The 19355-nt window shown below is 33.5% G+C and carries 20 protein-coding genes; all 20 read right to left on the reverse strand.

The genetic code is table 11. The features are described from left to right. Positions 1 to 62: 62 nt before the first annotated feature. Positions 63 to 1118 carry a helix-turn-helix domain-containing protein gene (locus tag EV200_RS01025; protein ID WP_188754089.1) on the reverse strand — a complete coding sequence of 352 codons (1056 nt, stop codon included), beginning with the start codon at positions 1116 to 1118 and terminating at the stop codon, positions 63 to 65. Positions 1119 to 1453: 335 nt separating this feature from the next. Beyond that, the gene (locus EV200_RS01030; RefSeq protein WP_132528967.1) at positions 1454 to 2005 is read right to left on the reverse strand and encodes a WcaF family extracellular polysaccharide biosynthesis acetyltransferase; all 552 of its coding nucleotides are present in this window, start codon (positions 2003 to 2005) and stop codon (positions 1454 to 1456) included. Between the two features lie 68 nt (positions 2006 to 2073). Then, entirely contained in the window at positions 2074 to 2697 is a 624-nt protein-coding gene (gene xrtY / locus EV200_RS01035; protein WP_165877830.1) for an exosortase Y, read from the reverse strand. Next, positions 2660 to 3514 carry a glycosyltransferase family 2 protein gene (locus EV200_RS01040; protein WP_132528969.1) on the reverse strand — a complete coding sequence of 285 codons (855 nt, stop codon included), beginning with the start codon at positions 3512 to 3514 and terminating at the stop codon, positions 2660 to 2662. Before EV200_RS01040 ends, xrtY begins: the two co-directional genes overlap by 38 nt. Beyond that, positions 3511 to 4695 carry an XrtY-associated glycosyltransferase XYAG1 gene (locus EV200_RS01045; protein ID WP_132528970.1) on the reverse strand — a complete coding sequence of 395 codons (1185 nt, stop codon included), beginning with the start codon at positions 4693 to 4695 and terminating at the stop codon, positions 3511 to 3513. The genes EV200_RS01040 and EV200_RS01045 overlap by 4 nt, the downstream gene beginning before the upstream one ends. A 4-nt stretch (positions 4696 to 4699) precedes the next feature. Further along, positions 4700 to 6106, reverse strand: a complete 1407-nt coding sequence (locus EV200_RS01050) for an exosortase Y-associated Wzy-like protein (RefSeq protein WP_132528971.1) — start codon at positions 6104 to 6106, stop codon at positions 4700 to 4702. Then, positions 6099 to 7265 carry a glycosyltransferase family 4 protein gene (locus EV200_RS01055; protein WP_132528972.1) on the reverse strand — a complete coding sequence of 389 codons (1167 nt, stop codon included), beginning with the start codon at positions 7263 to 7265 and terminating at the stop codon, positions 6099 to 6101. Before EV200_RS01055 ends, EV200_RS01050 begins: the two co-directional genes overlap by 8 nt. Positions 7266 to 7295: 30 nt before the next feature. Continuing rightward, complete coding sequence (locus EV200_RS01060; protein WP_132528973.1) at positions 7296 to 8174, reverse strand: FkbM family methyltransferase; 879 nt, start codon at positions 8172 to 8174, stop codon at positions 7296 to 7298. Further along, positions 8149 to 9396, reverse strand: coding sequence for a glycosyltransferase (locus EV200_RS01065; protein WP_165877831.1), 1248 nt, complete (start codon positions 9394 to 9396; stop codon positions 8149 to 8151). The genes EV200_RS01060 and EV200_RS01065 overlap by 26 nt, the downstream gene beginning before the upstream one ends. Before the next feature lie 50 nt (positions 9397 to 9446). Further along, complete coding sequence (locus tag EV200_RS01070) at positions 9447 to 10661, reverse strand: glycosyltransferase family protein (RefSeq protein WP_132528975.1); 1215 nt, start codon at positions 10659 to 10661, stop codon at positions 9447 to 9449. Beyond that, positions 10654 to 11610: a hypothetical protein gene (locus tag EV200_RS01075; protein WP_132528976.1), complete on the reverse strand. Its 957-nt coding sequence runs from the start codon at positions 11608 to 11610 to the stop codon at positions 10654 to 10656. The genes EV200_RS01070 and EV200_RS01075 overlap by 8 nt, the downstream gene beginning before the upstream one ends. Positions 11611 to 11612: 2 nt before the next feature. After that, complete coding sequence (locus EV200_RS01080) at positions 11613 to 12383, reverse strand: FkbM family methyltransferase (RefSeq protein ID WP_132528977.1); 771 nt, start codon at positions 12381 to 12383, stop codon at positions 11613 to 11615. After that, on the reverse strand, positions 12380 to 13402 hold the full coding sequence (locus EV200_RS01085) for a glycosyltransferase family 4 protein (protein ID WP_132528978.1): 1023 nt from the start codon (positions 13400 to 13402) through the stop codon (positions 12380 to 12382). Before EV200_RS01085 ends, EV200_RS01080 begins: the two co-directional genes overlap by 4 nt. Further along, on the reverse strand, positions 13389 to 14345 hold the full coding sequence (locus EV200_RS22180) for an acyltransferase family protein (RefSeq protein WP_373287836.1): 957 nt from the start codon (positions 14343 to 14345) through the stop codon (positions 13389 to 13391). The genes EV200_RS01085 and EV200_RS22180 overlap by 14 nt, the downstream gene beginning before the upstream one ends. A gap of 62 nt (positions 14346 to 14407) precedes the next feature. After that, positions 14408 to 15232 (reverse strand): hypothetical protein, encoded by an 825-nt coding sequence (locus tag EV200_RS01095; protein ID WP_132528980.1) that lies wholly within the window; start codon positions 15230 to 15232, stop codon positions 14408 to 14410. Then, positions 15187 to 16140 (reverse strand): glycosyltransferase family 2 protein, encoded by a 954-nt coding sequence (locus EV200_RS01100; protein ID WP_165877832.1) that lies wholly within the window; start codon positions 16138 to 16140, stop codon positions 15187 to 15189. The genes EV200_RS01095 and EV200_RS01100 overlap by 46 nt, the downstream gene beginning before the upstream one ends. Positions 16141 to 16147: 7 nt before the next feature. Next, entirely contained in the window at positions 16148 to 16972 is an 825-nt protein-coding gene (locus EV200_RS01105; protein ID WP_132528982.1) for a glycosyltransferase, read from the reverse strand. Further along, positions 16957 to 17871, reverse strand: coding sequence for a glycosyl transferase (locus EV200_RS01110; protein WP_132528983.1), 915 nt, complete (start codon positions 17869 to 17871; stop codon positions 16957 to 16959). Before EV200_RS01110 ends, EV200_RS01105 begins: the two co-directional genes overlap by 16 nt. Positions 17872 to 17883: 12 nt before the next feature. After that, positions 17884 to 18813 (reverse strand): glycosyltransferase, encoded by a 930-nt coding sequence (locus tag EV200_RS01115; RefSeq protein WP_132528984.1) that lies wholly within the window; start codon positions 18811 to 18813, stop codon positions 17884 to 17886. Next, positions 18810 to 19349: an acyltransferase gene (locus EV200_RS01120; RefSeq protein WP_132528985.1), complete on the reverse strand. Its 540-nt coding sequence runs from the start codon at positions 19347 to 19349 to the stop codon at positions 18810 to 18812. Before EV200_RS01120 ends, EV200_RS01115 begins: the two co-directional genes overlap by 4 nt. Between the last annotated feature and the right edge of the window lie 6 nt (positions 19350 to 19355).

A 19355-nucleotide genomic window follows, 5' to 3' on the forward strand; every position in this document is an offset into this window, starting at 1 on the left:
TTGAGAAGCCATTTATAGTGGCTTATATCTCTCTAACCATTCAATCGTTATACGAATTGGTCTTAAGGAGAGCGATCAGCCTGGTTTTTTAAAAAATAATTGGTGGGCATAGCACCTTTCTCTTTCTTAAAAGCATTATAAAAAGTAGCCTGACTTTTAAAACCAGATTCCTTTGCCAAGGCTTCAATAGTCTTTTTTTCCCGCTGAAGTGGATACTCTTTTAGAAAGTGATCTATCCGATAACTATTAATCCAATCTCTGAAATTTTTTCCAATGTGGTTATTGATCACATATGAGCAATGGTGAACAGGTATATTTACCAGATTAGCCACATCAATGATCTGCAAATCAGGCTGAAGATAAAGCTGCTCCTTTTCCATCGCATCCTTAATCAACACTGCGTAGAGCGATATTTGTTGAATGGGTAGGTTGAGTTTCTTTTGAGTAAGCGCTGTAACTTCTGGTGGAAGAATTCTCAGCGGCAATTGGTTATCATCTGATATAGGCTTAGGAACAGAACTCTTATTTAAGGTATCTTTTTGATTCCAATCGGTGGCAACAAGCAGGTAACCATAAAAAAAGTGTGGATGGTGAAGCGCATACATGAGAATAACCAACAGTACTATACAATTTAAAATGATAAAAAAAGTATTGTAAATCGGGATATTCATACTCCTTAATACGATTGGAATTAAACTGGTTAACTGAAAAAATGTGGCTACCCGCAGCAGAAACAAAATCCAGTTTCTTCCAGGGTCATCTATATTTATTCGCTCACTTATTTTAGACCGGATAACAGCATACCAGCTGAGGGCGAGGTAGCTTATAATTAGGAGCGGCCGTACAATATATTGAAAATAGGACGGAAACAAGCCATTTTTAGCATGCAATGAAAGGTATCCATTTTCACAGAATTGTTTGGTAATAATATCCCAGTTAAGTGGAGCTAAGTGTGGCCATGGGATTACATGGATAACCGCCAATAGTGCTGGCAGGAAATGAAGCCATTCATCCCAGGCTAAAGTTTTACGATTGTGGATAAACCCCTTGATGTAGAGGTAAAAACAAGCTGGAGCTGCAAAATACAGGGGTACAAAGATTTGAAAAAGTAAAGGCAAAGAATTTTGATGACCCGAGATCATCAGGAGAGATGTTAAAATTTGCCCAAACCGGGCAAAGAATAAAGCCGATAGCAACATGTTTTGTCTTCTATTTCCTTTTTTTGCAAAAAACAAATGCACAGAAAATAAAAGAAGAAAAAAACACGTAGTGCCAACTACGAAGTTTAACAGCTGCATATTTTTAACCGAAGATAAGACTTTGTTGTTGACTAACATGTGATATACCTTACTTATTTTAATTAGGCGTATAATTGCCTTAAATCTAGATTCGAGGTTTGTAAAAACAAAAAAGCCACTTTATTGTGGCTTTTTTGTTAGTTTTTAAATCAAATTTAATGAAATATCCGGTCTCTGATTTTCACGGCTGGATTCCCTTGGTAAATACTGTATGCTGCAAGATCACCTATCGCCACACTACCCATACTTAGTATAGAGTGCGTATAAAACTTCACTCCTGGGCATACCGATGCCCTTGCACCAACCCAGGCACCATCTTCCAAAATAATAGGCGAAGTCATTAAATCGAAGCTTATTTTTTTATAGTTATGGTTGCCTGTCATCAGCATGGCTTGCTGAGAGATACAACAATGATTACCGATTTTTACCCAATCCAGGTTTTCAATATAACAATCTGCCAGCCAGGAATAATCGCCAACTTCAAGTTTCCAGGGGTATTTAATCTGTATGCCTGGTTTAATGCGTACATCCTTGCCAATTTTAGCGCCAAATGCCCTGAGAAAAAAAACAAGCATATTGCTAAAGGGTATCATTTTACTTCGGAAGAAAAACGCATCAGTAAAATACCAAAGCAACTGTTTCAAACCCGAAGCCCCGATTTGAAAATTTCCTGTATCAAAATTTTTCTGTAATTGTGTTTTTAACAAACCTTTTTATTTAAATCTAATTTGACCTAAAGACTAAAGACTAAAGACTAAAGACTAAAGACTAAAGACTAAAGACTAACTTTTCTAGTGTTCTTTTTGATCCAGATATAGAGCATGATAAATATAATGATATATACAATTACATTGAAGATCTCATGATGGTATTCAAAATAGTTACGCTGGCTCTGGAAGAAGGCAAATAGTACACCCAAACCCGCTATCCTCAGGATGTTTAAAATATAAATGGTAATGAGTCCGATGAATAGCATTTTAAACGTTGATTTCCAAGGTGCAGGAAAAGCGAGTACAAAAGCTGCCAAAAAACTCATTACACCTAAACCCAGACAGGAATAATTGATTCTTAAATAGGGGCCATTGATAATTAAAACGTCCATTTCATTGTGAATGGCATAGAAACCAAATAATTTGATGATCCATACGGCAGGTTTAATCAGTGCACTTTTTAAACCTTGAATGTAATCGAAATGCTCGGCAATATAGGGGTTATAAAAACGCCCTGATGGCGTCATTACACTAAACATGAACAAATTTCCCTGACTAAACAGAATATACAGGATAAATAATATCACGATGAACTTGATGGCTTTTTTATCTGCTTGTTTTTTGGCTTCTATAGCGGTGGTGTCGTTCATGTTACTGAATGATTTGTTTGTTTGTTCTACGAAGTTCATAAATTTTAGCATCAATCAAGAATCGAAACCAAAAGCACTGTAAAAAATGGAAGATCAAACCTCGCTTTCCATCTAAAAATCCTAAACGGAAGAAATATCGTACCAGAAAGTAAAGAACAGGTCTTACAAAAAGTGGGAGCCTTTCATACAAATTTTTAAAATATCTTCTCCTTTGCATTGCATCCCCTTTTAATTTTCCTATAATGGTTTCAGTAGAAGAATTCGCGCTGTCAAATTGTTGGATAGATTCCAGTGTTGACCATTTGTCATGTCTTAAAGTAAAGGTGCTCAGAGATTCGGTAATTAAGTCAATTACGTCACCTTTAAGTTTAATCGTGTTGCCTTCTACCAAATAATGCTGATCATATAGTTTTTGTTCGCATTGTCCTTTACCCAGCCTGAAAGTCATGGCATGATAAGTAGGGTAGTGGCCACCATATTTGATCCATTTGCCCATGAACATGGTTTTTCTACTGGCTAAAAACCCATTTATATTTTCTAATTTTCCATTGCTCAGGTGATGGTGAACTTCTGCTTTAAATTCGTCTGTTAACCGCTGATCTGCATCCAGGTTCAAAACCCATTCAGTTTTTATAGGCAGGTTTTTTAATGACCAGTTGCGTTGCTGACTATAATTTTCGAAAGGGTGATGAAAAACTTGTACCGGATATCTAGTTAAAATTTCTGGCGTCTGATCTGTTGAGCCGGAGTCGACGATGAAGATTTGTGCTGCAAAGTCTTTTACACTTTCTAAGCAGTCAACAATGTTGTTTTCTTCGTTAAAGGTTAGAATAATGACCGTGATTGGACTTTTCAATTTGCCGTATTTTGATAAAGGTATAAATATTGTTGAACCAGAACAGCGTCCTTAAAATCATTTGCGATAACCGCTGGTGCTTGTGTGCGAATCAGATTTCGTTTTTCAGCATCTAAAATAGCATCGGAGATGGATTGAACTATATCATTGGGATTTAAGGTGGTCACCCATCCCAATTGCTTTGTTTCAACATATGAAGATAAACCAACCTGATCTGATATTAAAACCGGAGTACCTACGCTCAGGCTTTCAATTACTACATTAGCAAAATTCTCGTTATAAGATGTCAGTACGAGTAAGTCATGTTGCATCATCAGTTTATACTTTTCATCATTAGAAACCTGGCTAACCCATTTAATTCGCCCATTAATTTTTAGGACATTTGCCTGCTTTTTTAAACTTGTTATATATTCACCTTCTCCTGTACCTGCTATGGTTAAGGTAAATGGCATTTGAATTTTGGCCAAAGCATTAAAAAGTAGGGGCAGGCCTTTTTTTTCTTCAATCCGTGATAAGAAAATCATTTTAAAGGTATCAACTGATTCTAGACTTACCTTATCCATGTGCAGTTTATCCAGATTGAAGATATTATCTGGAATATTTACAAGATTGGGGATAACGGTTATGGTTTTAGGTTGAATTATGCTTTGAATATTTTCTGTTTCTTGTGTACTGGTGGCATGGATATGGCAGTATTCTAAAAGGCGTTTTCCAATCAGGCGATGAAAAAAACTTTTGATAATGGCATGTCGGTTATTTTGACTGTAATCGGTGAGCATCCCTCTTGGCGACAGGACAACAGGAATGTTGTACCATTTTCCAATAAAGCAACTCAACACAGCTACTAAATTCCACCAAGCATGGATATGAATGATCAGTTTTTCATTTTCATACAGGGCTTGCTGAATCACATTTCTCAATTTTCTGAGCAAGCCTGGCGAGAAATGGCTGTGGTCTTTCGTCCATCTATCGAAATAAGTTACCCTAACACCATCAACTGTTATCGGTATTTTGGTTTCCACTAGTAATTCATCAGGTCCATTAGCCGTTGTGGTAAAGACTTCTAAATGGAGATCATGCGAATCGGCCATGATGGCTTCACAGAGTTTACTTACACTTTGGATAGGTCCACCATAAATATAGGCGGGTTTGTAGGACGCTGTAATGTGAATAATTTTCAAAAGACTAATTGGTTTTATAGAGGATTCCTTTAGCTTTAAAATACATTTGAAAAATCATCATGGTCATCAAACTCCAAAAAACAGCATTAGCGATAAATTCGAAACTGTTTCCCCTCCACAAAATTTGAAATAACCCTGCAAACATCACAGCTGTTCCCATAAAATAGCCACCAAACATTCGCTCTGCAAGTGCTGAAAGGTTCTGGGCGATATATCCATATAAAAACAGTCCGATCCAGATGCCAATCCCTCCATAAGAAAGGTAACAATCTACAATAAATGCTGGCTTGGCAGAAACAATACTTTCTCTGTCTACTACCCGGGCAGCATATACCCGATCCATCACCATCTGCTCTACATCAGGTTTTCCGGGCCAGAATGCTCGGGGAATAATGGTTTGTATAGCATTTTTGATCAGGTTTGTTTTGTAATAGGGAATATAGTAAGGAGTAGACTGTGTATATTTAATAAACATATTGATCTCAGACAACCGACCAGTTAAAAAGGCCCAGTTATCTTCCTGCAAATCATCCGTCAGGTTATCATTATTTAAGATTCTATCAATACTTTTATTTCTGGCAACGGTGGCATCAGCTCCTTCAGATGAGAGTTTTCTAAAGTTTCCAATAAATGTAGGCAGTACAAAAAATAATAAGATCAAGATTGGAATCAGCACGGGCAATACTTTTTTGCCATAAACCGGCAGGAGAAAAACGCCCAGGAGCAATACGCATACAATAATAGGCTCTTTAAATCCAGAACTTAGTGCCGCCATGACGTTTAATATAAATAGCCCTGTTGATGCCAAAAAGTTAACTCTTTTATTTTCACGAATGGCAAAGGCGAGTGCAATACTACCTGCTACAAAACTTAGTCCGTTTAACTGAATGCTAAATTGGTTTAAACTGCCAATTTTAGAGAATAAGTAACCTAAGGGTAAACACACTACTGAAATACCCAATAACAAGTTACTCATGGATGGTGCGTAAACATGGTATTTCTTTTCTTGTGGATAATTCATCCCTGCAAGAATGCCATGAATTAGTGCGGCATGACCTAGTACATAATAACGCTGGCAGAGGGCAGTTGATTTATAAATATCATCTAACATAAACTCTTGGTTTCCAACATAGCTGAAATATTCATATCCGAGTGTATTGACATAATAAAATATCGAGGTACAAGCCATATAACCTGCAAATATTACATGCAGGAAAAATACTGGTCTTAATAGTTGTTCAAACAGGGGAAGGTCATTTGGAAGTTTTTTAATGATTCCCTTAAAACAGACCCAAAAGATAAAGAACGAACCAAACCACGCAATGAGATAGGAAGTGTGTGGTGACGACCGCAGGGCTATGCTAAGCAGGTAGGGTATATATAAAAGAATATAATAGATGTGCTTAGTCATTTAATGTTTTAATCAATACGTTAACCTGATGTTTAAAAGTCCAGTTTTGAATAATTTCTTTACTTATCTGTCCCATCGCAAATAAACTTTCCCTATTTGTACATAAAAACTTGAGTTTATTCTTGAGGTCAGTTAGATCTCCGGAAGTGAATATATCTCCGTTTTTCTTTTTTATGATAAGGTCTTGTGCACAACCTACCTTATCTGAAACCAAAATAGCTTTACCCGCAGCCATCGCTTCATTAATGGCTAAACCCCAGGTTTCTCCCGGGCCTTGCGAAGGTAAACAGAATAAATCGCAAGCCTGGTAAACGGCTGGCATTAGGCTTTGGTTGCGAAAATCCATGAAATGCACCTTCTGCAATTTATCTTTTTCATGATGCAGCTGGGCACTTTCTTTTAATTGGGCTTCTAGTTCTCCATTTCCTGTAAACAATAAGTGAGTGTGATCTAATGTAATTTCAGAAAATGCCTTCAGGAGGAGTAACGGATTTTTTTTTGATTCAAATTTGCCAGCAAATAAGACTAGTATTTCATGGCGCATTATGCCTAATTCCGTTCTGATTTGTTCCGCAGACCGTCCTTGATCAATTGAAAATCTTTCATTATCCACTGCATGTGGTGCAAAAACAAGTTTTGTTTCATTCAAACCGAAGGCCTGATAATAAGCTTTGTTGGCATTACCAACATAAAATGACAAATCAATGTGCTGATATACCCAGGTTAAGAATAATTTCCTTAGTATTTTGCGTAGCCTGCTAGTTTCATCCAAAAGATTGGAATCTCCTCTGAACCAAACCGGAATCTTACCTTTAAAATACTGCATCACAGCCAAATGGCTTTGATAAGCCCAGCCGTAAATTAGTATCGCATCGGGTTTAAAGGTTTTTATGTTTTCAACTAATTGTGGGTTAATTATACCCTTATAGTGGTGTGATCCTGGATCTTTTGCGGTGTTTTCTAGAAATTCGAAAGGATAGCCGTCCAATAGTGGAAGGTCCCATTGTATATGTTTTTTAAAATCAGGATCATATTTCAATGCTGCGCCTTGTTCACCCCAAGTGTAGAAAACCTTTAATTTGCATGCCTTTGCGAGTTGCTGATAAACAGGTATGTAATACTGGATGGGGTGGGTGACGATGATGGCGAGCGACTTCAATTAATTAAATAGTGTAAGTTTAATATATCTTTAAATTACCTGGTTCAAAATTTTAAATGCTTCACTTGATCGAATTCTCTTTTTTACAAAATCGATATCCCTTATATAAATGGTATTCTCTTTACCATAGGTATTAAGTTCAGTTAAAATTCTGCTAAAGGGATTGTAACTATAAGGTTTAAAATGATACTTCAATAGTTTAGCGTGAATATCATCATCTTTAAAACCATATCTATTTCCGCTACCATTTAACTCAATTATAATTGCTTTTAAAGAGGTGTCTGCTAAATAACCTTTTGCGCCATTTAATACTTCTGTTTCAAAGCCCTCTACATCTATCTTCATTAAGATAGGTTTGTCTTCTGCAAAAAAGTCATCAAGCAATATCATTTCAACTTCTGTAGTTTGTTCATCAGAGTGTCTAACTACATGATTTGTAGTGTCCTGATTGTTTGTGAAATTTAAAACGCCATGCCTGCTACTTACAGCTTTGTTTATCAAAGTCACATCAGATTGAAGACTATTTAGTTGTATGTTCTTTGTGAGAATTTCAAAAGTTTCTGGGATTGGTTCAAATGCTATGGTTTTCGCTTTACGAAATGATGCCAATAATGTATAGGAGCCTACATTTGCCCCGACATCAAAAAATACGTCACCCTGTTTTAGAAAATGCAATAAAAAACCCATATCATTAAATTCGTGCAGACCGGTATAGATATTTCCTGTAATTCCTGTTAATCTTTTTTTTGCTAAAAAATTAATAGCGCCAATAAAATTAACAGGCTGTAAATTTTTGTTTATGATGGAATTGAATTGCCATTTAAAAAATCTATAGTAAGCCAGTATAAGTTTTTTTTTGGCTAACGGATGATTGTTAATAAAACTAATTGTTCGGTAGATTGCCTGCATCTAATACGCTATTAAATAATTGACATTGTTTCTTTGTCAGATTTTTAGCACTGTATTGTTCAAATACAGACCAGTTTATGATTATTTTTCTCTTTCCTGAAAGCATTAAATATAATTCTTGGCTAATTTCATCAACTGCTAAATGTTCATTTTTTAGCGAGAATACCTCTCCGGCTTCACACTCTTTAATAATTTTAGCAGCGCTGCTTTCTGGATGAAAAAATGCCAATAATGGCTTTTCAGCCAAAATATACGGATATATTTTTGAAGCTGTATATTGGGCATCGTTTGAGCCAATCACTATTAAACCATCTGCATTTAAAAGCGTAAAAATACCTTGAAAATAAGGGATGCGATCGGTTTGCTCTTCCACATATGCCGAAATGCCCATGACAACGGCTATGGGCATGATCGTTTGAATGCCCTTTCCTGCCGGGGCATAGCTGGTTCCGATAAAATGGAACCTGATTTTACTGAAAAGTTCATATTGATCAGCCAGTCCTTTTTTAAAGCCCTTAAATAATAAAGTTAACGCATCTCTCATATCATTACCACCTCTGCCTACATAGACCAAATGCGTAAGACCATCTGTTTTTTGAAATGGCAACTCAAACTTATGCTGTTTTTTTTGAGCCAGTTCAAAGTCTTTTTGGTAAGCACCAAAGGTAATCACCTGTTGGGACAATGATTTTAACTGCGGATAACGTTTATTCAACGTATCCAGATAAGCCTGTGAAACACTGATTAAACCATCAACATGGTTCATGGCACTAGGTTCCAAATGTTTGTTTAAACGAGAGGAAAACCAATATTTTGCAGGCCTTTCTGCTTTTGGCTTATCTTCATAATAGGTAGAATACCAAGGATCTTGCATATCTACAACATATGGAATACTAAATTTTTTCTTCCAATAGGCACCGAGAATTAATACAGGGAATTGCGTAGTGCTAAAATAGATGAGGTCAAATTTTTCTTTCTTGAGCAACTGGTTAACTTTTCTTCTATAGAACCATAAAGCGCGTAAAGCAATACTACCTAAACCCACCTTACTCGTCCATTTTTTTGGTAATGCCTTTACCTGGTGAATTTTGATGTTTGCAGGAATATCTTCATTCAGAAGTATATCAGTAGGCAGGTCTGTATATTTGGGATCTACCATTACTACAGTAGGCTCCCATCCAAATGCTGAAAAATAGGGGAGGCTAATTCTAATCCGCTGCATATCTGCCGCGTTTATAGGAGGAAAATAGGGAGAGATAATTAGAACCTTTTTCAACTAATTAGTGATTTGATAATGGATAAAAATTTTTGCTGTTCTATTTCCCAGTTATACTTTGATTTTGCCAGTTCGTATGAATTTTTCCGGTAAGTATTTAATAAGTCCCGATTGTTAAATAATTTGGTGATTATATTCGCTAGAGCAGTGACATTTCCTATTGGATACATTTCACCAATAAGGGTGTTTGAAGTCATAAATTCTTTTTGTGCTTGGGTATCAGAAGCGATAATTGCAAGTCCGGAAATCAAATAGGTAAAAATTTTATTGGTTAAACAGATATCTCTATTTAGTGGACTATTTTGTTCCATTGCTAAACCCAGATCAAAAGTAGCGGCCAATTCAAAGATTTGATCAGGAGAAATGGGACTATAGTATTTGATTTTAAAATGTGCCAGCTGATTAAAATAACTAGCATTTCCTACTGATAAGCTCCCCAATAAATGCAATTCAATTAATGGATTACTGATCAAATTAAGCGCTTCGATAATATCTTCTAATCCACGGTTTTTACCGATGGTCTGCGAAAACCAAAAGAGTTTTAAGCCTGTTTTGGTACCTAAGTTTAACTTCGGCTGATGTTTTAACTCAAATACATTGTTGATTATAGTAGGGTTTAAATTTGGGTATAAACTTTTATATGCTTTGTAGATTAATGGACTTGCTACTGTAATATAATCTGTTTGCTTTAAATATTTATCTTCGATAAATGTTTTTAATCTAACATCAGGGTTATTAGAGTCGTTACTGACTTCATTCCTATGAAAATCTTCGGCATCAAAACCACATTTAGCCTTATTTTTTTTGGCTGCATTAACGGCAACAGGCAGTGCGCCTAAATTGTGAGCAATGTATAGATCAGCATTTATTTTTAATCCTTCTTTTAAAAGCAATTTGTTAGATCTTGCAATTGTATTTTCGGCAAAGCCACATTTCATAGAAAAATACCGTGCTACAATAGCATAGGATTTATGTCTAATCCGCAAACTCCAATAGTATAATTTATCTATTGATGGGGTTCCCCCTACACGAATTGCTTTCCATTTTTTATTAGCTAATAGTTTGTGATCCAACTTAGTCGCATATTCACTCCAGTATTGATAAACCACTGTAACATGAAATCCTTGTTGAGTTAAGAAGTCAGCCTCTTTAACTAAGCGTGGATTAAGAGATGGTTGACCTGAAGTGATAAGAACAATATTCTTAGTCACTTTCTTTATTTTCTATAAAATTTATCCAGGCATCTAAATTTATATTTTCATAGCCCATTTGTTCTAAAGGGAAATTACCCTGTTTTACTTCTGATATTATTTTTTTTACATTCCTTAGGAAATTTTCTGGTTTGTCAGCAGGATGTGTAATCCAAGCATTTTTATTTTTGAGTATAAGCCTTTTACATCCCCTCCGTCCAAGCGATTTAAATAACAGCATTTCAGGATCAATTGGGAAAGCTCTCCTAAGATATTTCCTTAGTAGTAATTCTACTTTAACTTTTCCTATTACTAATGGTAAAAAGCTGTTTAGTTTCTCTTTGTCTAATAAAAAATGTCTGGTTGAAAACCAGTCATTTATCCAAAATTTTTCAAAGGAAGTTATTTCTCTACCTTCTTGATATGAAGGATAATCTATTTCATTTGGTGGAGGCGCAAGACGTGGGACAGCTATTATAACATTTTCTTCTTTTAACATTAGACTCAAAGCTTCTTCAACCCAAGAATAATCGCTTTTTTGATATAATATTATATCACCATCATAATGTAAAACATATTTACTATTACATAATTCTATACCAACCCAGTAAGACATATTTGCAGTTCCACCAGCGGCATGCGTACAATCGTAAAGGTTATTCAGATATTTTTTGGATACAACTTTAAATAGAGGACTATCATGGTAGAGATAATGGACTTCGGTAACTATATTGTCTTTTAACAGCTTTTTACTTATCTCGATTATTTTTTCAACATTTTTTTCAAAATTATGAATAGGAAATTTTAAGTCAGGATCTACAAGTTTTGTTTTTTGTGGTCTGCAGCAATCTACAATTAAAAGCCTTTTTTTTATATCAGAATGATTGGCTACCAAAGCTGGTATTGTTAAACCTGCATAATTTATATCTCCTGGTGATATATTTATTTGAAGTGTTACTTGATTAATCATAGTTAAATGTTAACGATAATCTGAGAAAATTCATTTTCTTGCACGTTTCTTATTTCTTGACCGTTAAAATCAAAGGCCTTAAGTCCAGAATCATTTAGCTGTTTTAGGCAAAAGTTAGGATCGCCAATTTTATTAAATCCTTTTGGATGCAATTCAAGAATTATAGTTAAATTTTTTAGTTTACTAATATCTTGAGGAATACTGTTCAATATGTCAGTTTCATATCCTTCAATATCAACTTTGATAAGAACTGGTTCATTATCATGCACTACCTCTTTTATGAAATCCCAAAAAATTAATGATTTAACTTTAAAGTCACTCGTATCTACTACATGACCTACAACTGACCCGGTTATATCAAAGCCTTTTTCTATATTATTACTAGAAACCACTGCTTCAATAATATAGCATCTATCTAATACTTTGTTTTTCTTAAGTGATTTTTTAAAGTATTTTATTGCAAAGGGATTAGGTTCAACTGCAATAACATTTATATTTTTATTTCTCAATAAAATTCCTAAGCTGATTGCCCCAATATTACTCCCAATATCTATAAATTTTGATTTAGATAATGAAACTTCATAAAGCTTATCTTGTAACTCTTTATCGAAAGATTCGTATCTTCTTTTTCCTGTCCATGCCCAAGAATGCTCAACAGCATCCATGAATATTATTCCAGTATAAAAAGACTGCTTTATAGGGAAACCTAAAAATATTTTTTTTGCGAGTTTACGAAATATTTTAATTTTATGTATTTTATTTATCAGATTCATAAATTGTTTATCATAGATTGATACAGATTTAAATACTGGGAGATAATTATTTTAGATGAAAATCTATTTTCTGCATCCTCACGAACTTTTTTCCGATCGATAGTTTCTAAATCAGTAACAGCGCTGATCATTTCTGCTAATGTATCGCATCTATATCCATTTATTCCATTGATGATTACTTCAGGTACCGACCCTTTGTTAAAACCAATAATCGGCGTACCGCAGGCCATTGCTTCTGCCATTACGATACCAAAAGGTTCATTCCATTCTATAGGCATTAAAAATGCCAAAGCATTACCCAAAAGTTTATTTTTTTGTAGATCATTTACCGGCCCGATATAAGTAATTTTTTCTGATAGATGAGGTTTAATTTCTTGTTCAAAATAACGGGTATATTCATCTGGAATGTTTCCTGCTATAACCAGTTTTTTATTGGTAGCCAGCGCTACCTTGATCGCTATATGAGTTCCTTTAATAGGTTCTATTCTTCCTAAAAACACCAAAGGAGCATCTTTAGCAATATCTTTAGCAAAATCATAAATAGCTAGATTAACCCCATTAAAAATAGAATTTGCAGGGGCGAAAGGTAATATTTGATTGCTTATATATGCGCTACAACCTGTAAATGCTATCGTATTCTTCTTCGCTAAAAGCATTGCCTTTTTGATTTGACTAATGGTCGGTTCACGCTGATAAGACATGATTTTTGGTATTGTGCTATATAGAAAGGGAATTAAGTAAGCTAAACGACCAAAACTATGAATTACATCTGGTTTAAATTTTTTGATGTCGTTAACCCTGAGTATATTATTGAAATGTTTAAGCTTACCATCTTGTTTCCCATAAGGGATTAACTTAACATCTACCTTAGAATCTTCATGTGCCAATAAAATAACTTCATGTCCTTTTTCTGTTAATCCAGTAACTAAAAAATCAACAATACGTTCTATTCCACCATAATTGGTAGGAGGAACCGGAATAAAGGGATCAGCAATAACAGCGATTTTAAGTTGTGACATTTTTTTTATAGGTTATTTTCTTCGACCATAAAAGAGTAGGTTTTTCAATTAGCAAATAAAAGATGTAAGATAGAAATATAGAGATTATAAAGGAACTCATGAACAACAGGTATCTTTCCTGCAGCGTACTAACGTACCTTAAACCTAGATTAATAACCTTCCCTCCAATAGTAACGTGTATAAGGTATAATGAAAATGAAATATTAGAGAAAAACTTTATAAACCCATTTGTTTTAGTCCAGAAAAGTAGGATTAAAAGGCAAATACAACTTGCTAATAATACTGCTATTCCTAAGAAAAAATAAATATGAATCAAGGTAATCACACTAAGTATAAGAAAGATTTTTAAATTTATCGTCCGTTTTATCTTATAAAAGAAGGTTAATATACCTATACTAAATACTGATAAATTTGGGAAAACAAGATCCATATTATGGATTTTTGGTAATGAACTCAAAATCAATAATATGATCAGGTAAAGCATAACTTTGTAGCTATTATTGATAAACATGAAACTTAATGCAATTAATAAATAAAATTGTATTTCCAATCCCAGTGTCCAATAAACTACATTCAAATAATTGCCAAAACCTAGATTTGTGAGAAAAAAAATATTTGATAGCAGATCAATTATGCTTAAGTGATTTTCGATATTGGTAATATAATGTGAAAGTGAATTAAGAATAATCACCAATAATATCGAAATAAGATATGCTGGATAAATTCTTACTATCCTCTTCGCTAAAAAAGATGTTGTATTAGAATAATTATAATTGGCTGGTAGGGAATAACAAATTACATATCCTGACAATATGAAAAAAATTTCTACACCTAAATACCCAAAACCAGTTGTCGTTGTAAATATCGATTTATCAGTAAATAAAGCCCGGTTACCAAGAGATAAATGAAAAATAGTAACAGAAACTGCCGCAAAAGCACGCATTAAATGAACTTCATTTAAATCTTTTTTATGGTTAGCAGGTTTCAACCGTTGGTGAAATTATCTTATAGATATTTATGCTTAAAATTCTTAATTTTCTGATTTAGAAAAGCAAGAATTTTTTTTGGTATTTGATTAACTAATGTACGTTGCAATTTTTTTCTAAAGAACACACCTTCTGGATAATTAAGTGCCTTGATTGCCTGTGGGTTTATAAACTTACTTTTGGAATAGCCATCCCTTACGCTTGGCCATCTGTATTTCGCAATAATATGCTCAGATTGAGGTTTTAAAAATTCGAATTGCCAAGGTGAATTAATTAGCATATCGGTAGCCAATTGGCAAAGTTCTATAAGATAAACTACATTAATTAATCCTGCACCTATTTGAGTGAAATATTTATAATCTCTTTCTGTTTTGCTGAAGAGTTCTGAGTCGATGTTTAAATTATAATTACATACATTATCATAATGAGGGAAATATAAATATTTCCAATTCTCAGCTTGAAAAGCAAATTCAATTTTATTTATTCTTTGTTCATCAATTTTTGTAAGTGGTAAAAGATCATCTAATATCAAATAAACATGCTCAATTGTTGGGTTGTTTTTTTGAAATGATAGAACTCCTTCATGTAATATTTTTACCCAGGAATAGTCAGAAGGGAATCTATAAATCTTTGTTGCGAAAGCATCAAGGTTTTGACTTTTTCTATTTCTGTCACTAATGATATAAATATTTCCGTGATTGGGCCAGGTGTAGGATAATAACTCTAGTGAAAATGTTAGCAAAGATTCCATTTTGTGAAATGTTGGAACCAAAATTGGAATTTTAGTAGATTTTGATGTCATTTTAATCCCATCAAATTTTTTGTGAATTTTACTAATTTCCATCCGAAAATATTAACAAGTATCCTTGTTTTATCTCCTGCAGGGAATGGTAGGCGTGAACCACCAAGCTGTTTAATTTTCTGAGTAACTAAGGTATATAATTTTGGATGGTTGAGATATAAATCATAACTCAAATTTTGATAGATATCTGCTGCTATTTTTCTGATCAGATTAGAATTTTCATAGTTTAGCAAATATTCCAGACCCAGTGAAATTGAAAGATAAGCTGACTCATAAGCTTTTTTGGTTTTTTGATTTGAGAGCGAATTTTCAATGCCCGATCGGTAATATAATATAGCATCTTTTACAAACCTGATTTCTTTACTTTTTAATAGAACTCGAATAAAAAATTCGAAATCATTAATTAAGTTTAGTCGCTCATCCCATAAACCAGATATTAAAAGTATATTCCTAGGAATTAGCCACAAGCCACATTGCATCATATTATTTCCAGATGCTAATGAAGTTTTTAACCATTCTATTGATTTCATATCTTTCCAAACTTCCTCCGTACTCAATTTAAAAGTATTTACATCATTATTGTAGAATCTGCCCCAAGAAGCAGAAGCAATAACATTGGAGGTATTTCGAAGTGCAATTACTTGGTCCTCTATAAAATTAGCAGATAACAAATCATCAGCATCTAAGAATTTAATATAATCGCCATTTGATTGTTCAAATGCCCTGTTTGCAGCAGCACATTGCCCTCTATTTTCTTGGTTAATGACTATGACCTTGTTAGAGGTATAATTATTTAAAATTTCTAATGTATCATCTTCCGAACCATCGTTTACTATTATGACTTCTATATTCTCGTAAGTTTGAAGAAAGACTGAGTTTAAGGTTTCGGCTATGTATTTGGCAGCATTATATGCAGGGATACATATAGAGACTAGCGGGAAATCTTTCACGGTTTCTTTAAGGTAAATAAGCCTTATACTTTGTTTTTAATTTTTGAAATAAAGAACTTTTATGCATTTTTCCATGAGGGTCAATGTTATATCGTTTCCACATTTCACTGCAAAGATGAATGGCATAGGTTTGGTCAGTTAAGAAATAACCACGTTTTTCTAATTTAAAGCTAAGGATTTTTCTTAATGCATTTTTGATCAAAAATTTGTAGTCTAACTTTTCAAAAGCGATAATTTTATTTGTCCATCTCCAGGAGATAGGATTAATTATATTATAAGAAAGTACTGTTATTGGTATTTTACTAGCACATTTTTGTACCAAGAATGGCCCAAACTCACAGTAATTCAAACTTTCTGTTTTGAAATTAATAAAGTTATCAAGTCGCTTCTCGAGTTCGTCGATTAAATAGGTTGCTGTTAGTGAATTTTTCTTAATCTTCATAAAGCAATTACTCGCACACGATCCATAATTATATTCAAAAGTAGAGCAAAAATATTCATCAATATCTATTTCGTATACGTTTTTTATAAATATAACATCTGTATCTGAATATATTCCACCAACTTTAGCGAGGAGTTTGTATCTAAAAATATCACTTACATTAGGTAATTGTAGCCGTAAGTCATTAATATAATAATTCAACTCATCTTTAGACATAATTACTCTTGCATCTTTTTTTATTACATAATCTGTAACACCGTCGATTTCATTATAACACCATAAAACTGGTGTCATTTGGTTTGCAATACAAGATGCAAATGCAAGCTGTTCCGTTGGCGAAATATTATTACCTATCCAAAAGAAATTAATTTCATTTAAATATTTTTCCATGCTTTTTCAAAGTAATATTTTTTTGAAAGATCTACATAATGCTTTAGTTTAGCAATTTCATCATCAGATTTGCTATCTTCAGGATTAACAATATATTGTTTTTTATTTAATATTGTTTTTTGTTCATTTGCAATAAGCATTGCAGATAGTGCTTGTTCCAAAAAATAAGAGCCTCCTTGTTTATACTCTAATTCTTGACTCCAATTTTCTAAATTACTCCAATTAATATTTTTAGAATTTGAACCAAATACGCCCACATTCAATAGTTTAGGTATTTCAAAACCACATAGATCATGCATTAATTTTTTATCATATCCATAAGATTCAACTGTGTCTAGCATATATAAACAGCCTTCAGGATCTTTTAACCAATTAATCATTTCTAAAGGTTCATTCCAAAATAACATATCAGAATCTAAAACAAGTTTGTAAGTTTCATCTCCAATAGTGTGGATGTCAGTCAGTTTTTTAATGTGTGGATATACTTTCCTTTTATAATGCAGATATGGAAAATCCTTAATTGGCAATTTCGATTCTAGGTTAGCTTCTACTTCTTGTTTAGTTATAATTTTTACATCTGGCATTTGTTCATTGGCCTGATTAATTAATTTTTGATCAAAGCTCCCATCATCTATTAGTATAAACTGAAATGGTATTTTTGAAACTTTTTTTAATGAAAATGCACAAAATAGGGTTTGGTAAAGATAATTTTGGCCAGTTAAGAAATAAATTTTATAACCCTTTTGGTTAGAGATAATAGGAGGAAGCAATGTGCTAGCTTTGATCATTTCTTGCTTCCCAGCCAACATTTTTCTATAACTGATTATTCCACCGAAACGTTGGATGGTTTTCCATTTGGAAACAGGGTATCTATATAAATGATTGATTAGGTATTGCATCAATTTCTTTATTTACTTTTTATTAGATTTCAATTCTGACAATGCATCATACAAGCCGCAAGCACCACAGAAACGAATAAAATTTGATTCATTACTCCATGGTCGGTAAATAAACCAAGCCTTTATTTTCCTTAAAGGAACTGACCACCTGGAAATTTTATACCACGGATTGATTTTATGTTCATTAAGTAGAACTATCCAGGATCTTGTAGAGTCCTTATTCAATCTACCTAAATAGGTTTTCGTTGTTCGCTCTAAAGGGATAATATGTTTTAAAGTGAGAGATGGGAAATATCCAACTTTCAATCCAGCTTTTAGTATCTCTAAAATAATATCGTTATCCCCTCCAGAACTTAATGATTTTCCTGTTCTATCTTTAATAATGGATTTTTTATTTGTGACTTTATCGATATAATTGCCTAATGTTGATTTTTTTATCACCATTCCGGCTCCAATAGGTGCGCTTTCTGGATAGCAATTTTGCCATTTTTCTATAATAATTTCTTCACCTAAATCCCTTAGAGCTAAATTTCCATAGAAATTCTTTAACCAGGAGGGTGGTTCAAAATCAAATAAGGGTAAGGATTTACCACCAATAGCGCCTAGCTTACTATCATTTTCAAATATGCTGTAAGCATTGGCTAAATAATCTGTGGAAAGTATATTGTCATCATCAACCATTATAATTAAATTCCCTTGACTCTCTTGGAAGCCTTTTAAGCGGGCATACGTTAAACCTGCTTTAGGCTCTTTAGTTATCTTTCCATTTGGATGCCAACTAATATCTATACGATCAGTAAAAGGATTGTCAGAGTTGTTATCAATTATTAATAATTCCCAATTATAAATTATAAATGTTTGATTTTTTAACCCAACTAATGTTTGATTAAGCCTCTGCATATTAGGGTTGAAGGTAGAGATAACGACAGAAATTTTTATCATTTGCGATATTTGATAACTTTTGCTGGGTTACCAACAGCTATGGTATAAGCCGGTATATCTTTATTCACAATAGTACCTGCGCCAATGACTGCGCCGTTTCCAATAGATACTCCTCCTAAAATGGTACAATTTGCACCAATCCAAACATCTGAACCAATTTGCACTGGTAGTAAAATATCTGGCTGGTTTCTGATTAATTCATTTTTAAACGGTATAGTATGATTTGACGAAACTATACATGTGTGCATAGCAATTAATGTATTTTCACCTATTAAAACACCTGCATGACCGTATATTATTACATATTCTCCTAAGAAAACATTATGCTTTAATTGAACTTTTCCTCCGTAGGATTTTATAATGCAACCATAACCTATTTCGCATTTCTCATCAATGATGATTTCTCCACTTCGATTATTCAATTTGTTTAATTGTAGGATGATATTTGAATGTAAGTTACAATCAGAATTAATTGAAATTCCTAAAACTCTCAAGTATAATATTTTTGTATTTTGAACTAATTTTTTAATCCACATGATATA

The sequence above is a fragment of the Pedobacter psychrotolerans genome (genome assembly GCF_004340665.1).
Classification (GTDB): Bacteria; Bacteroidota; Bacteroidia; order Sphingobacteriales; family Sphingobacteriaceae; genus Pedobacter; species Pedobacter psychrotolerans.